Raw genomic sequence first — 14,889 nt, forward strand, 5'->3', positions numbered from 1 at the left:
GCGCTTCGGCCGCGTGCCGGTGACCGGGGCCATTCACCTCCCCGCGCCACGTGGCCCGTTCAAGATGCCTCGGGATGCCTAATACGACGTTAAGGACGTGGACGCCCCGCGCCGGCGCTCACGCCTTCTCGAGCGCGAGGCGGAACGCTTCGGTCATCTCGGCACGGCTGCGCCCGGTGTCCTCGGCAAGCCGGCGGAGGCCGAAATGCACCGCGGCCATCTCCTGATAGTAGCTGGTGTAGGCATAGTTCGTCGCTGCCCCGGCGGCGGCGCCCAGCACCGGCACCGTCTGCGCGGCAAGCTTCTGACCCATCACGGTCGCGAGACGCGGCGCGACGCGGGCGATCATGCCATGCACCGTCGCACCGGTCAGCGCGACCCGGGCCGAGAGGAACGCCATGTCCACGCCGTCGTCGGCCTCTAGCGGACCGGCGGAGGCGAAGACGCTCAGGCATTCTTTCTGAATCTCGGGATCGGAGGGATCGTAGCCGTTCTCGGCCGCGACGCCCTGGATCGCGCGCAAAAGCACGGTGGTCGTCACCGGGACCTCGGCCAGCGCGGTGGGCAGGCCGCCTGCCCCGCCCGCGGCGCCCATTGCCGTGGTCAGCGCGGTGTTCAGCCAACTGCGCTGATCCGGGACCACCCCGCGTGAGCGCTGCGCCATGGACAGCGCATTCTCGAGCGCCCGCTCGGTGATCGATTCCAGCCGGTCCTTGATCCGGTCGGGCAGGCGTTCGAGCAGGTTCTCGGCCTGACTGCCAATGACGTTCAGCACCTGCAGGCCCACGCCTCCGGCGCGCTTGTGGCGTCGCGCAAGCGACGTCAGGCGGCGGTCGGCATCGGCGGTGACAAGCGGTGCGGCGTGGTCGATCTCGGGCATGTCCATGGGCTTCAAGATCGGGATTCCGCTGCGATGTTTCAATCCTGGACGGGATGCACGCCGTCGAAACGGGTCACCGGACCTGACACGCCCTGCCACGCGTCCGCGGCCAGTTCCACGCCGAGAACACGGTCCGGGTTCGTGGGCGGGGGCATCTCGATGCCGTCCAGCCGATCGAAGCCGAAGCGCGAGTAGTAGGGTCGGTCGCCCACCAGCAGCACACGCGCCCATCCCGCGGCTTCGGCCGCCGCCAGTGTGTCGCGAATGAGCGCGCCGCCCAGCCCCTCGCCCTGCGCGGTCGGGTGCACGGCGACGGGCCCGAGCAACAGAGTCGGGGCCCCGCCCGCCAGCACCGGCCAGTAACGGATGGCACCGCCGAGAAAGCCACCCTCGGCGGCGCGGGCGGTGCGGCAGAGATCGGGCACGGGGTCTACGCCGTCGCGAAGGCGATAGGACGACAGCGCCGTGCGCCCGGGCGCGAAGCACAGGTCATAAAGGGCCTCGATCTCCCAGGCATCCTCGGGCGTCTCGATCGCGATGCGGTACATGGTGCCCGGATCCCCAAGCGGTGCGGAGCGTTGAAATCGGCGGCGCGCCGTGCAAGCTCCGCCCCGGGGGCGCGTAGCACCTGCGCGCGCGCCCCGCAAACTGCGGCCGCCCGGGCCGCCCGGCAAGGAGAGACCATGTTCTACCGCCCCGAAGACGGCCACGGCCTGCCGCACAATCCGTTCAACGCGGTGGTCACGCCGCGGCCCATCGGCTGGATCTCGACGCGTGGCGCGGACGGCTCGGAGAACCTCGCGCCTTACTCGTTCTTCAACGCGGTCGCCTATGTCCCGCCGCAGGTCATGTTCGCCTCGACCTCGGCCAAGGAGGATCGCGGCGACACCAAGGACAGCGTCGCCAACATCCGCGAGACCGAAGTTTTCTGCGTTAATATAGTGGCTTACGACCAGCGCCATGTGATGAACACGACCTCGGGGCCGTGGCCGAAGGACGAGGACGAGTTCGATCTTTCGGGCGCGCCGCGGGCGGACTGCGAGGCGATTCCGTGTTCGCGCGTGGCCGACAGTCCGGCGAGTCTCGAATGTCGGCTGACGCAGATCGTGAAGCTGCCGGGCGAAGCGAACTTCGTGGTGTTCGGCGAGGTGGTGGGCGTTCACCTGCGCGACGATTGCCTCGTGGACGGAATCTTCGATGTGCTGAAGTTCAACCCGCTCTCGCGGATGGGCTACCAGGACTACACCGTGGTCCGGGAGAAATTCGCCCTGAAACGGCCGGGCCAGTAAGCGTATGGCTTGCGTATGGCTTCGGTCCAGCTGTCGCGTCGGGCCGAAGCGTCCGCGAATGACGGCCGCTCGGCCCCGAGCGGAGGCCTGATCGCGGGGCCCGCCGCGGGGGCCGTGAAACAGAGGCGGGCCCCACCGGACCGCCGGTCACGGGGGCCCGGTTCCAGCCCTCGCGGTCCGGTTCGAGGCCGGCCGCCGACAGGTCACGGCGGCACCAGTTCGCGCAGGGTCGGCGGCGGTCTGGGCGGAGGCGCCGCAGCGTGGTATGCCCCACGCAGCACCGAGGGAGGGAGCGATGGACCAGAACCTTTGACCGATACGACCTGACACGTCTCGTCAAAGGAGGCTCTTCATGCCTGCCACGCTTCCCGACGCGCGCACCGCGCATCCCATCGTCCTGCCCGATGGCACTCCCCATTCCGGCACCGTCTTCCTGAACGCGGTCATCGACCATCCGCGCATAGAGATCGGCGACTACACCTACGCCTCCGATTTCGACCCGCCCGGCCCCGAGGAGGGCTGGGCCGCGCGGCTGGCGCCCTATCTCTTCGACTTCGCGGAAGAGCGCCTGCGGATCGGCAGGTTCTGCCAGATCGCCCACGGCGTGCGGTTCGTCGGCTCCGCCGCGAACCATGCGACGCGGACGCTGAGCAGCTTTCCCTTCCAGGTGTTCTCGCCCGAGCGGATGCACGGCTACGCGCCCGACACCCGTGACACCGTGGTCGGCCACGACGTCTGGCTCGGATACGGCGCGCTGGTCTGTCCCGGCGCGCGCATCGGCAACGGGGTCTTCGTCGGGGCGGGCGCGGTGGTGCGCGGCACGGTGCCCGACTACGCCGTGGTCATGGGGAACCCGGCCCGGGTGGTGCGCATGCGCTTTTCCGATGCCGAGATCGCGACGCTTCTGCGGCTGGCGTGGTGGGACTGGCCGCCCGAGGCCATCGCCCGCGCGCAGCCGGCGCTCGAGGCCGGGGACGTGGAGGCGCTGGCGGCACTGGCGCCCTGAGGCGGGGTCCGTCTCGGGACGGTCGGGCACGTGCTGCCTCGTGCACCGGAGCCGGCGAGGCATCGCCGGCGGCGTGTCACTTTCCGGCCTTCCGGGGTGCGAAGGGGGCGGAACGAGGCCGCTGACACCCCGCTCCCGGGCTCCTCCGGGCGCGGCGCGTCAGTTTGCCTTGTCCGTTCGCTTCGTACGGGCACGCGAAGAAGGCGGAGGGGCTACCGCCGACGCGTGGTCGCGCCTCGGGAACGGACCTGTCCGCAAGGTTTCGGCAGATCGTCGCGGCGATACGCTTTGCCGACGGCCCGAACCCGTCGGCGGATACCTTCGGAGGCTGCCGCAGGCGGGCCGGGCGTTGCGGGACACTGTAGGCGTTCGCGCCTCCGAGGCGTGAACACAGGGCACGAAGCGGGGGATCAGGCGCCCCGGGTCGTCCGCTCGCCTCCCACCGGACAAAAAAAGGCCGCCCCGGAGGTCCGGGGCGGCCGTCCTGTCCCTCGGGACGGGCGCGCTCAGTGGCCGCCGATGATCCCGGTGCGGATGCCGTAATCGACGGCGAGCCCGTATTCCGGATCGTCGTCGGCATCGACCACGAGGTGCCCGGCCTTCTTGAGCAGGCGGTGGCAGTCGCGGCTCAGGTGGCGCAGCTGCATCCGCTTTCCGGCGGCCTCGTACTTGGCGGCCACGGCCTCGATCGCCTGAAGTGCCGACTGGTCGACGACGCGGCTGTCGGCGAAGTCCACGATCACCACGGCCGGATCATTCTCGGCGTCGAACATCTCGGAGAAGCCCTCGGCCGACCCGAAGAACAGCGGGCCCTGCACCTGGTAGACCTTGGCGTTCTCGGGCGTGTGGTAGGTCTTGGCGTGGATGCGCGTGGCGTTGTTCCACGCATAGGCCAGCGCCGAGACGATCACGCCCACCACCACCGCCACGGCGAGGTCCTCGTAGACGGTCACCACGGTCACCAGCACGATCACGAAGGCGTCGATGCGCGGCACGCGGGCCATGATGCGGATCGAGTTCCACGCGAAGGTGCCGATCACCACCATGAACATCACGCCGACGAGGGCGGCGAGCGGGATCAGCTCGATCAGCGGCGCGGCAAAGAGGATGAACGCCAGCAGGAACAGCGCGGCCGCCACGCCCGCGATGCGGGTGCGGCCGCCGGACTTCACGTTGATCATCGACTGGCCGATCATCGCGCAGCCGCCCATGCCGCCGAAGACGCCGGTGACGGTGTTCGCGACGCCCTGCGCCACGCATTCCTGGCTCGCGCCGCCGCGCTGGCCGGTCATCTCGCCCACGAGGTTGAGGGTCAGCAGGCTTTCGATCAGGCCGATGGCCGCGAGGATCACGGCGTAGGGCAGGATGATCTCGAGCGTTTCGAAGTTCAGCGGCACGGACGGGATGTGGAAGGCCGGCAGCCCGCCCTGGATCGAGGCGAGGTCGCCCACCCGCGGCACGTCGATGCCGAAGGCGATCACGATGATCGCGGTGACGGCGATGCCGGCAAGCGGCGCGGGGACGATGTTGGTGAAGCGCGGCAGCAGCCAGATCACGCCCATCGTCAGCGCCACCAGCACCAGCATCGGGATCATCGTTGCCGGAGGCAGCCATGCGCCGCCGGTGGCGCCGTGCGCGCCGACCTCGCCCGAGCCCGGCACCTGGAACTGCGACAGCTGCGCGAGGAAGATGACGATGGCCAGCCCGTTGACGAAGCCCAGCATCACCGGGTGCGGCACCAGCCGGATGAACTTGCCCAGCCGGAACACCCCCGCCGCGATCTGGAGAAGGCCCATCAGGACCACCGTCGCGAAGAGATACTCGACCCCGTGATCGGCGACGAGCGCCACCATGACCACGGCGAGCGCGCCGGTCGCGCCAGAGATCATGCCCGGACGTCCGCCGATCAGTGCGGTGATGAGGCCGACGATGAAGGCGGCGTAGAGGCCCACCAGCGGGTGCACGCCCGCGACGAAGGCGAAGGCCACGGCCTCGGGCACCAGTGCGAGCGCCACCGTCAGGCCCGACAGGACCTCGGTCTTGAGGCGCGCGGGCGTGACGCGGCCCGTCGTGGGCGCGATGGACAGGTCGGGCGGTGTCAGGCGGCCGGCATAGCGGGCCATGAGAGAGCGGGCCATGAAACGACTCCTGGCGCTGGAATTGGCAAGGCTGGGGGCTTTGAAGGGTGCCGCATACTGCACGCGGGCGGCTCTGACCACAGGCACACAGCCAAGGCCGGCATGCACTCAGCGCATACCGGACCAGACAAAAAAGATTGGATCCGCGGCTTTGGCCCCTGCCCCGGGCAACGTGGGTGCCGCGGCGGCACCCGGACCAGGTGCCGACGGCCCGGGCATTCGGGTGGCGGATGGTCCCCGACGGGGCCCGTGCGGCTTGCCCTCGCCGCCAGTTCCGCCAGTGTCGCAGGGGAACACGCACACGGCAGACACGGACGACGGGAGAGCGCATGACCCTCGGAATCATCGGCGGCTCGGGGGTCTACGACCTCGACGGGCTGGAGGACGCCCGCTGGCAGGAGGTCGAGACGCCCTGGGGCGCGCCCTCGGACGCGATCCTGACCGGGCGGCTGGGCGGGCGCGACATGGCCTTCCTGCCGCGCCACGCGCGCGGCCACCGGCTGACGCCCTCGGACGTGCCCTACCGCGCCAACATCGACGCGCTGAAGCGGCTGGGGGTGACCGAGGTGGTGTCGGTCTCGGCCTGCGGGTCGTTCCGCGAGGAAATGGCGCCGGGCGACTTCGTCATCGTCGACCAGTTCATCGACCGCACCTTCGCGCGGGCCAAGTCGTTCTTCGGACCGGGCTGCGTGGCCCACGTGTCGCTGGCGCACCCGACCTGCGCGCGGCTGTCCAGGGCCGCGGCCGAGGCCGCCCGCGCCGCAGGCGTCACCGTGCACGAGGGCGGGACATACCTCGCGATGGAGGGTCCGCAGTTCTCGACCCGCGCCGAAAGCGAGATGTACCGCGCCTGGGGCTGCGACGTGATCGGGATGACCAACATGCCCGAGGCCAAGCTCGCCCGCGAGGCCGAGCTCTGCTACGCCTCGGTGGCGATGGTGACGGATTACGACTGCTGGCACGACGACCACGGCGCGGTGGACGTGGCCACGGTGGTCCGCACCCTCACCGCCAACGCCGAGGCCGCCCGCGGGCTGGTGCGCGGCCTGCCCGAGCGGCTTCCGGCGCGCGACGCGCCCTGCCCCGAGGGCTGCGACCGGGCGCTGGACCACGCCATCATCACCGCCGCGGACGCCCGCGACCCCGAGCTGCTCGCGCGGCTCGACGCGGTGGCGGGCCGGGTGCTCTAGAGCTCTTCGCGCTGGATCGCGCGCAGCCACTGGCGCACGCGCACGTCCCTGGGGAACGCCTTGCGCGGGCATTCGAACTGTTCGGCCCGGGCCGCGTCGAAGACGACCGGCTCGCGCGCGATGGCCTCGAAGTGCTTGGCGCCGGGGATGTTGGCATAGGTCGCGAGCCGCACGGCGTAGGTGAAGGGATCGCCGCCGTCCGCCTCCTCGGAGCGCACCAACAGCGACTTCTGCACGATGCAGGGCAACCGCCGGTCCGCAGCGCTGAGCGCCCGGGCCATGGCGACCTCGCAGCTCTCGCCGTTGTCGAAGGTCTTCCAGCGCGGCGGGTCCTCCATCTCGAGATTGGCGGCGGTCAGGATCACCCGGCGGCCGTCGGCGGCGACGGCGACCGTGCCGGGGTCCTCGTCGCCAACGCCCAGCAGCGCGTCGCGCACCGAGCCCACCAGTCCGACGAAAGCGCCGGCCGCGGCGCCGTAGCCGTTGAAATAGGCCGCGGTCATGAAGCGCCGGTCCTCGTTCTCCACCGGGTCGAGCGAGCAGAGCCGCAGAAGCTGCCCGCTGCTGCCGACGGTGACGATGTCGCCGGGGCGCAGCGCGCTGCGCGGCTCGGTCCAGTAGGTGTATTCGTGGTAGGCGTAGACGTCGGGATGATCGATCTTGGTCATCCAGTAATACGAGATCCATCCGGCGACGAAGAGCAGCGCGCCGATGGCAAGGGTCCGAAGGCGGGGCATGGCAGCCTCCTCAGCGGGAACAGCAGCTGTCGTCGCCGCAGGGATAATGGGTGTCGGGGCACTGGGCCTGGGCGGACGCGGGCAGCGCGGCGCAGGACAGGATCAGAAGCAGTGGCCAAATCGGGCGCATTGTGAAATTCCTCGGATGTAAAACAGCTAAATATGCCTGTGGATAATAAGGCCTCACATGCGATTCGCACAAGCTGGGCGCGAAATGACGCCCCCTGAATGCCCCCGGAGCGCGATATGAGCTCCGTGCGCGATTATATCCGCACCATCGCCGACTTCCCCCACGAGGGGATCATGTTCCGCGACGTGACCACGCTGTTCGCCGATCCGCGGGGCTTCCGCATGGCGATCGACCAGCTCCTGCATCCCTATGCGGGCACCCGCTTCGACAAGGTCGTCGGCCTCGAGGCGCGCGGCTTCATCCTCGGCGGCGCGGTGGCGCACCAGCTGTCGGCGGGCTTCGTGCCGGTGCGCAAGAAGGGCAAGCTGCCGGGCGCGGTGATCTCGGAAAGCTACACGCTGGAATACGGCGAGGCTGTCGTCGAGGTCCACGACGACGCGGTGCAGCCGGGCGAGCGGGTGCTGATCGTCGACGACCTTCTGGCCACCGGCGGCACGGCCGAGGCCGGCATCAAGCTGATGGAGCGCATGGGCGCCGAGATCATCGGCTGCGCCTTCATCATCGACCTGCCCGATCTCGGCGGCCGCGCGCGGCTCGAGAAGCTCGGCATGGATGTCCACGCGCTGTGCGCCTTCGAGGGCGACTGACGCGCGGCGGCCGGGAGGGGCGGCAAATTCTTAACTAAGAATTTGCGCCCGCCGCGCCCGGCCCGAAAAATCTTATCTAAGATTTTTCGCCCTGCCCCGGCCTCAGACCTCGTCGGGGAAGTGTTTCATCACCAGCCGGATCGGGTTCGGCGCGGCCTGGCCGAGGCCGCAGATCGAGGCGTCGACCATCATCTGGCTCAGCTCCTCCAGCAGGTCGCGGTCCCAGCGGTCGGACTGCATCAGCTTGACCGCCTTCTCGCAGCCCACCCGGCACGGCGTGCACTGGCCGCAGCTCTCGTCCTCGAAGAAGCGCAGCATGTTGAGCGCCGCGTCCCGCGCGCTGTCGCGGTCGGACAGGACGACCACCGCCGCCGAGCCGATGAACGAGCCGTGATCCTGAAGCACGTCGAAGTCGAGCGCGATGTGATCCAGCGATGCGGGCAGCAGCCCCGAGGACGGCCCGCCCGGCTGGAACGCCTTGAGCGTATGTCCCTCGGGCATGCCGCCCGCCGCCGCGATCACGTCGCGGATCGTCGAGCCCGCCGGCAGCAGGTAGACGCCCGGCGCGTTCACCCGGCCCGAGACCGAGTAGGAGCGCAGGCCCTTGCGGCCGTTCTTCTCCACGTCCTTGAGGATGCCCGGCCCCTCGCGGCAGACCCGCGCGACCCAGTGCAGAGTCTCGACGTTGTGGACCAGCGTGGGGCGTCCGAACACGCCCACCTGCGCGACGTAGGGCGGGCGGTGGCGCGGGATGCCGCGCTTGCCCTCGAGCGATTCGATCATCGCGCTTTCCTCGCCGCAGATATAGGCGCCGGCGCCGCGCCGCAGCTCGATGTAGCCCGGCTCGACGATCCCCGCCGTCTCGAGCGCGGCGATCTCGCGGCGCAGGATCTCGAGCACCGCCGGGTATTCGTCGCGCATGTAGAGATAGACGCGGTCCGCCTCGACCGCCCAGGCGGCGATCAGCGTGCCCTCGAGGAAGAGATGCGGGATGCGCTCGAGGTAGTAGCGGTCCTTGAAGGTGCCCGGCTCGCCCTCGTCGCCGTTCACGGCGAGGTAGCGCGGCCCCTCCTCGGCGCGCACGAAGCCCCACTTCTTCCCCGAGGGGAAGCCCGCGCCGCCGAGGCCGCGCACGCCGGCGTCGAGGATGGTCTCCTGCACCTTCTCCCAGTTGCCGTTGGCGCGCAGGTCGGCGAGCGCGGCATAGCCGCCGCCGGCGACGTAGGCGTCGTAGGTCTCGTAATCGGGGATGTGCGGGTGCAGGTGGCCGCTGGCGATCACCGCGTCCACGGCCTCGGGGGTGGCGTGGTCCACGTGGGCGTGGCCGACCTCGCAGACAGGCGCGGTGTCGCAGCGGCCCATGCAGGGAGCACGCACCACGCGGACCTGCGCGGGGTCGGTGCCGTCCTCGAGCGCCGCGCGCAGCGCTTCGGCGCCCGCCAGTTCGCACGACAGCGAATCGCAGACCCGGATGGTCAGTGCGGGCGGAGGGGTGTCGTCCTCGCGCACCACGTCGAAATGGGCGTAGAAGGTCGCGACCTCGTAGACCTCGGCCATGGCGAGCTTCATTTCCTCGGCGAGCGCCCTCAGATGCGAGGCCGAGAGGTGGCCGTACGCGTCCTGGATCAGGTGCAGGAACTCGATCAGCAGGTCGCGCCGCCGCGGTCGGTCGCCGAGAAGCGCGCGGACCTCGGCCCAGGCGGCCTCGTCCAGCTGCCGGCCCTTGGGCGTGCCGCGGCCCTTGCCGCGCCCGGATTTCCAGATCTTGCGATCGCCGTCGTCGAGTGCCATCGGCGCCCCTTTTCACCTGCCTCGCGCGCGGGATGCCGTGCGGCCCCGCGCCTGTCTCCTCCGGCGCGGCGCCCCGCGGCCCGCGCCCGTCCATCCGTCCTATCCCGCGGGGCCCGGAGGCGGTAAGGGAAAAGCGACCCATCGCGACCGGAGCACGGCACCTCCGCGCCGCGGTCCGGCCCCATCGGTGACGGAATGCCATGGCATGCGTATCATCGACGCGGGCCCCGGCCCAAGACAGCCAATCGGATGACCCGCCCATGCGCTTCGCCGCGATCACCCTCAGCCTTGCCGCCCTGCTGGGCCTCGCCGTCGTCACCGGCGGGGCGGCGGCGGCATGGGCGGCGCTGGCCTTCGTGACACTGTTCGCCGCCGGGATGGACCAGATCGCGGCGCTGGCCGCGCCCGACGCGCCCGCCGGGGCCGAGTTTCCCGCGGGCACCGGGCTGTCGGCGCTTCTGGGCATGGTGCATGTCCCGTTGCTCTACGGCGGCGCGCTGGCGCTGGCCGCGCGGCCGGTGTCGGCCGACGCGCTGGCGCTGTTCGTGGCGCTGGCGCTGTTTCTCGGGCAGGTCTCGAACTCCAACGCGCACGAGCTGATCCACCGCGGCGACCGGCGGCTGCGGGCGCTCGGGGTGGCGGTCTACGTGACGCTGCTTTTCGGGCACCACGTCTCGGCGCACCGGCGGGTGCATCATGTCTGGGCGGCCACCGACCGCGATCCGAACTCGGCGCGACCAGGCGAGGGCTTCTGGCATTTCGCGCCGCGGGCGTGGTGGGGGTCCTACCTGGCCGGGCGGCGGGCCGAGACGGCGCTGCGGCGCGGGCGGGGCGTGCATCCCTACCGGGTCTACGCCGCGGGCAGCGTGGCGAGCCTTGCCTGCGTCTGGGCGATCGGGGGCGGGACGGCGCTGGCGTGGTATGTCGGGCTTTGCGTCTACGCGCAGCTGCAGCTTCTGCTGTCGGACTACGTGCAGCATTACGGCCTGCGCCGCACCCGCAGGGCGGACGGGGGCTGGGCGCCGGTGGGGCCCGCGCACAGCTGGAACGCGCCGCATGGCTTCACCTCGGGGCTGATGCTGAACGCGCCGCGCCATTCCGACCACCATGCCCATCCCGGCCGCGCCTATCCGGGCCTGCGGCTCGACCGAGAGATGATGCCGATGCTGCCCCACGCGCTGCCGGTGATGGCGGTGATCGCGCTGGTCCCACCGCTCTGGCGCCGGGTGATGGACCGGCGCGTGCGGGCATGGTCGGCGCCTCACGCCTCCGGCACCGGCGGGCCCGGGCGCTTCCCTGTGGCGCCGGGCTCTGCCACGATCGGCCCATGACACAGCTTCGCCGACTCGCCACCTCGCTCTGGCTCGCCTTCGCCGCCGCTCTCGTGGCCCTTGCCCCCGCCGCCGCGCAGCAATCGCAGGGCGCGCTGACCGCCAGCGAGTTCGAGGCCTACGTCACCGGCAAGACGCTCTATTTCGGGCAGGACGGTACCGCCTACGGGGTCGAGCGCTACCTCGAGGACAGGCGCGTGCAGTGGTCGTTCCTCGACGGCGAATGCAAGGACGGCCGCTGGTTCGAGGACCGGGGGCAGATCTGCTTCGTCTACGAGGACAACCCCGTGCCGCAATGCTGGAGCTTCTACCGCGCCGAAAGCGGTCTTCGCGCGGTGTTCGAGAACGATCCGCAGGCGACGACGCTCTACGAGGCGCAGCAGGACGAGGAACCGATGATCTGCCAGGGGCCGGACCTGGGCGTCTGAGACAGGCTCAGTCCGGGTCGAAGGCGTAGCCGAAGCGCGCGATGTCCTCGGCGGCGATGCGGGCGACGCGCTCGGCGGTGGCGTCGTCGTAGTAGCCGCGCCAGTCGGCCCGACGGTCCGAGGCGTTCGTCCGTCCGACTTCGGGCGTGAACCCCAGATACGCGGACAGCGGCGCCATGTCGGTCGCGAGGTGCTCCAGCCGCAGGAAGAGGGCCCGCCGCTCCTGCCCGTCCGACCCGCGCAGGTAGCTGCCGTAGCTCGCGCGCGACAGGCTCTGGTCCGTATGCGGATGGGCGACGAACTCGGCAAAGCCATGATCCTGCGCGAGCCGCACCGCGGGGTGGTCGAAGGCCTGCGCCCGGAGCCAGTGGTAGTAGCTCACGATCCGGTCCCACGGGTTGCGGACGAGCGTAAACGGGAGCAGCCCCGCGAGCACGTCGTCGGGCAGCACGCCCTCGATGTCGGCCAGCGTGGAATGCTTCCAGAGCCGCCCGCGCGGGGTCAGCCCCTCCAGCCGCCGCTTGCGCCGCTGCGCCTTGGGGGTGTCGCCGATCAGGATGTCGTCGGCCATCGCGCGCGCCTCGAGCGCCAGCGCCATGGAGGTGCCGCCGGTCTTGGGGATGTGGACGAAGACGTAGCGTCGGCCGGGCGAGAGGATCATGTTTCGGTCATAGCGTGGGGGCCGGGACGGCGGAACCGGGAACGGAAGTGATCCGGACGGGACGGCCCTTTCGATTGACAGCCGCGCGCGAGCCTCGATCTCCGGGAGACACGGCCTGCCCGGACGCGGTGCCGTCCGGCGCGGACCGTCTACGGGGGCGGCAGATCACGGCACAGCGGCGTGCGCCCCCCGCCCTCAGGCCAGCACGTCCGCGCTCGGCTCCACCATGAAGCGCTGCGACAGCGGCAGCGAGGCCGAGCCGAGGGACCGGGCGCGGGGGCCGATGGTGCCAGGAAGGATGGCGGGCGGCGTGGTGCCCGACAGGTCGATGCGGTCGAGCGCGCGGCGGGTGGCCTCGACGATGCGGGCGCGCACCGGGGCGGGCAGCCAGCCGTCGATCACCAGCGCCTCGAGATCGAGAAGCGCGCCGGCCGCCGCCGCGGCCTGCGCGAGGGCGGAGGCGGTGCGGACGATCCAGGCCTCGAGGATGTCCGCGTCGATGTTCCAGTCGCTCGCGCTTTCCCACAGGCCCGTGGCGTCGTGGCCCTTTCCCATCAGCGCGGCCTCGAGCGTCGAGAGCGAGGCGACCTGCAAGAGCTGCGCAGAGCCGCCCGAGCCGTCGGGCACCGGCACCGAGCCCAGTGCGCCGGCATTGCCCGTGCGGCCGCGCATCAGCGTGCCGTTCAGCACCAGCCCGCCCCCGGCGTAGAACCCGATATAGGCGTAGGCGAAGTCGCGCAGTCCCTCGGCGCCCTGCCGGTCCCCGAGCACGATCTCGGCGTTGCAGGCGGCGGAGGCGTCGTTCTCCAGGTGGACCTCGAAGGGCACTTCGGCGGCGATCTCGGCCCGCAGGTCGGTCTGCCGCCACTCGGCCATGGCATCCTCGGGCAGGCCGAGCGATCCGGCCCAGTCCCACAGGTGGAACGGCAGGCCGATCCCCATGCCCGCGATGCGCGCGCGCAGGGACTTCGGGAGCGCCGCGATGACCTCGGGCAGGGCCTGGCGCACGAAATCCATCGTGCCGCCCGGCGTCGGGAAGGCGTGCGTCACCTGCCGTTCGGCCAGAACCTGCCCGGTGAAGTCGATGGCCACCAGTTCGAGGCTGCGGCGCCCCACCTTGAGCCCGAGGAAGCAGGCCCCGCCCGGCGCGAGGTGCATGGGCACCGAGGGCTGGCCGATCTTGCCGCGGCGCGGTTCCCCGCGGGCGATCAGGCCCTCGGCCTCGAGCGCGCGCATGATGACCGACACGGTCTGCGCCGAGAGCCCGGTGAGCCGGGCGATCTCGGCCTTGGCGAGCGAGCCGTGCCGGCGCAGGAGCGTCAGCACCAGCCGCTCGTTCTGTGCGCGCAGACCGCTCTGGGTCGCGCCGCGCAGGACCGACGTCAGCACGCCCTGCCCTGCCTCCTGTTCCATCGACTGTCGGCTCACTGCACGCTCCTCCTCGCCTTCGATCCTTGCCGGGCGGAGCCTGTCCGTCAATCTTAAATCACTCTTATTTATTTATTGACAGGAGGCCGCCGGATCGGTCAGCTTGTGGTTGAGGCACGCGGGCTATGCAGCACCCGGCCTTGCCGATTCTGATGATCCGCGCCCTTGAGGAGGGGCGCACAGGGAGGACTTCCATGACCCGCTTCTTCGCTCTTTCGGGCGCGTCCGCGCTCGCCCTCGCCCTCGGTGCCGGCGGCGCCGCCGCGCAGGACGACATCACCGCCTGCCTCATCACCAAGACGGACACCAACCCGTTCTTCGTGAAGATGAAGGAGGGCGCGTCCGAGGCCGCCGAGGCCCAGGGCATCACGCTCAACACCTTTGCCGGCAAGCTGGACGGCGACGTCGAGACCCAGGTCGCCGCGGTCGAGAGCTGCATCGCCGCCGGGGCCTCCGGCATCCTCATCACGCCGTCGGACAGCCGTGCGCTGGTGCCGGTGATCGAGCAGGCCAAGGAGAACGACGTCCTCGTGATCGCGCTCGACACCCCGTTCGAGCCGGCCTCGGTGGCTGACGCGACCTTCGCCACCGACAACTTCAAGGCGGGCGAGCTGATCGGCCAGTGGGCCGCCGCGACCATCGACGATCCCGAGAACGCCAAGATCGCGCTGCTGGACCTCAACCCCTCCGAGGTGTCGGTCGACTACCTGCGCGACCAGGGCTTCCTCAGCGGCTTCGGCATCGACATCAAGGATCCCACCGACATCGGTGACGAAGAGGATCCGCGCATCGTCGGACACGACGTCACCGACGGCAACGAGCAGGGCGGCCAGCAGGCGATGGAGAACCTCCTGCAGGTCGATAGCGGCATCAACGTCGTCTACACGATCAACGAACCCGCCGCCGCCGGCGCCTACGAGGCGCTGTCCTCGTTCGGCATGGCCGACCAGGCGACCATCGTGTCCGTGGACGGCGGCTGCCCCGGCGTGGAGGACGTGCAGGCCGGCGTGATCGGCGCGACCTCCATGCAGTTCCCGCTCAAGATGGCCTCGATGGGGATCGACGCGATCGTCCAGTACGCCAAGGACGGCACGGTGCCCGAGCCGACCGAGGGGCTCGACTTCCTCAACACCGGCGTGACCCTCGTCACCGACCAGCCGGTGGACGGGATCGAGTCGATCACCTCGGAAGAAGCGCTGGAGCAGTGCTGGGGCTGACACCTGCCCCGCGGGG

At 70.6% G+C, this 14,889-nt stretch carries 14 protein-coding genes; 7 read left to right on the forward strand and 7 right to left on the reverse strand.

Annotated elements, in window-relative coordinates; all coding sequences use genetic code 11:
* Positions 1 to 118 precede the first annotated feature (118 nt).
* Together BMX29_RS16560 and BMX29_RS16565 are read right to left on the reverse strand one after the other, a co-directional pair.
* The gene (locus tag BMX29_RS16560) at positions 119 to 880 is read right to left on the reverse strand and encodes an EcsC family protein (protein WP_092815103.1); all 762 of its coding nucleotides are present in this window, start codon (positions 878 to 880) and stop codon (positions 119 to 121) included.
* Between the two features lie 38 nt (positions 881 to 918).
* Positions 919 to 1,428 (reverse strand): GNAT family N-acetyltransferase, encoded by a 510-nt coding sequence (locus tag BMX29_RS16565; protein WP_043846816.1) that lies wholly within the window; start codon positions 1,426 to 1,428, stop codon positions 919 to 921.
* 135 nt (positions 1,429 to 1,563) lie between these two features.
* Between BMX29_RS16565 and BMX29_RS16570 the strand changes: the two genes are divergently transcribed.
* Positions 1,564 to 2,169: a flavin reductase family protein gene (locus BMX29_RS16570; protein WP_043846817.1), complete on the forward strand. Its 606-nt coding sequence runs from the start codon at positions 1,564 to 1,566 to the stop codon at positions 2,167 to 2,169.
* Positions 2,170 to 2,521: 352 nt separating this feature from the next.
* Positions 2,522 to 3,175, forward strand: coding sequence for a CatB-related O-acetyltransferase (locus BMX29_RS16575; RefSeq protein ID WP_092815036.1), 654 nt, complete (start codon positions 2,522 to 2,524; stop codon positions 3,173 to 3,175).
* A 506-nt stretch (positions 3,176 to 3,681) separates the two neighbouring features.
* Here BMX29_RS16575 and BMX29_RS16580 read toward each other — a convergent pair.
* Entirely contained in the window at positions 3,682 to 5,313 is a 1,632-nt protein-coding gene (locus tag BMX29_RS16580) for a SulP family inorganic anion transporter (protein ID WP_043846821.1), read from the reverse strand.
* A gap of 329 nt (positions 5,314 to 5,642) precedes the next feature.
* On the opposite strand from BMX29_RS16580, the gene BMX29_RS16585 reads away from it, so the two are divergent.
* Entirely contained in the window at positions 5,643 to 6,503 is an 861-nt protein-coding gene (locus BMX29_RS16585) for an S-methyl-5'-thioadenosine phosphorylase (protein ID WP_043846823.1), read from the forward strand.
* Here the strand turns inward: BMX29_RS16585 and BMX29_RS16590 are convergent.
* On the reverse strand, positions 6,500 to 7,240 hold the full coding sequence (locus BMX29_RS16590; RefSeq protein WP_092815039.1) for a hypothetical protein: 741 nt from the start codon (positions 7,238 to 7,240) through the stop codon (positions 6,500 to 6,502). The two genes, BMX29_RS16585 and BMX29_RS16590, sit on opposite strands and share 4 nt — an antisense overlap.
* Positions 7,241 to 7,486: 246 nt before the next feature.
* Between BMX29_RS16590 and BMX29_RS16595 the strand changes: the two genes are divergently transcribed.
* Entirely contained in the window at positions 7,487 to 8,017 is a 531-nt protein-coding gene (locus BMX29_RS16595; RefSeq protein ID WP_092815042.1) for an adenine phosphoribosyltransferase, read from the forward strand.
* A gap of 102 nt (positions 8,018 to 8,119) precedes the next feature.
* On the opposite strand, the gene BMX29_RS16600 is transcribed toward BMX29_RS16595, so the two are convergent.
* Positions 8,120 to 9,808: an NAD(P)H-dependent oxidoreductase subunit E gene (locus BMX29_RS16600; protein WP_092815045.1), complete on the reverse strand. Its 1,689-nt coding sequence runs from the start codon at positions 9,806 to 9,808 to the stop codon at positions 8,120 to 8,122.
* 260 nt (positions 9,809 to 10,068) lie between these two features.
* Between BMX29_RS16600 and BMX29_RS16605 the strand changes: the two genes are divergently transcribed.
* Complete coding sequence (locus BMX29_RS16605) at positions 10,069 to 11,139, forward strand: alkane 1-monooxygenase (RefSeq protein WP_092815048.1); 1,071 nt, start codon at positions 10,069 to 10,071, stop codon at positions 11,137 to 11,139.
* Positions 11,136 to 11,567, forward strand: coding sequence for a hypothetical protein (locus BMX29_RS16610; protein WP_051487917.1), 432 nt, complete (start codon positions 11,136 to 11,138; stop codon positions 11,565 to 11,567). Before BMX29_RS16605 ends, BMX29_RS16610 begins: the two co-directional genes overlap by 4 nt.
* Positions 11,568 to 11,574: 7 nt before the next feature.
* Here the strand turns inward: BMX29_RS16610 and BMX29_RS16615 are convergent, their stop codons facing one another.
* Positions 11,575 to 12,228: a sulfotransferase family 2 domain-containing protein gene (locus tag BMX29_RS16615; RefSeq protein ID WP_092815051.1), complete on the reverse strand. Its 654-nt coding sequence runs from the start codon at positions 12,226 to 12,228 to the stop codon at positions 11,575 to 11,577.
* 195 nt (positions 12,229 to 12,423) lie between these two features.
* A complete protein-coding gene (locus BMX29_RS16620; protein WP_342342398.1) occupies positions 12,424 to 13,656 on the reverse strand; it encodes an ROK family transcriptional regulator in 1,233 nt (410 codons plus the stop codon).
* A gap of 194 nt (positions 13,657 to 13,850) precedes the next feature.
* On the opposite strand from BMX29_RS16620, the gene BMX29_RS16625 reads away from it, so the two are divergent.
* Positions 13,851 to 14,873 (forward strand): sugar ABC transporter substrate-binding protein, encoded by a 1,023-nt coding sequence (locus BMX29_RS16625; protein ID WP_043846833.1) that lies wholly within the window; start codon positions 13,851 to 13,853, stop codon positions 14,871 to 14,873.
* The last annotated feature ends 16 nt before the right edge of the window (positions 14,874 to 14,889 follow it).

Origin of the sequence: Roseivivax marinus (genome assembly GCF_900109705.1) — a bacterium.
Taxonomy (GTDB): domain Bacteria; phylum Pseudomonadota; class Alphaproteobacteria; order Rhodobacterales; family Rhodobacteraceae; genus Roseivivax; species Roseivivax marinus.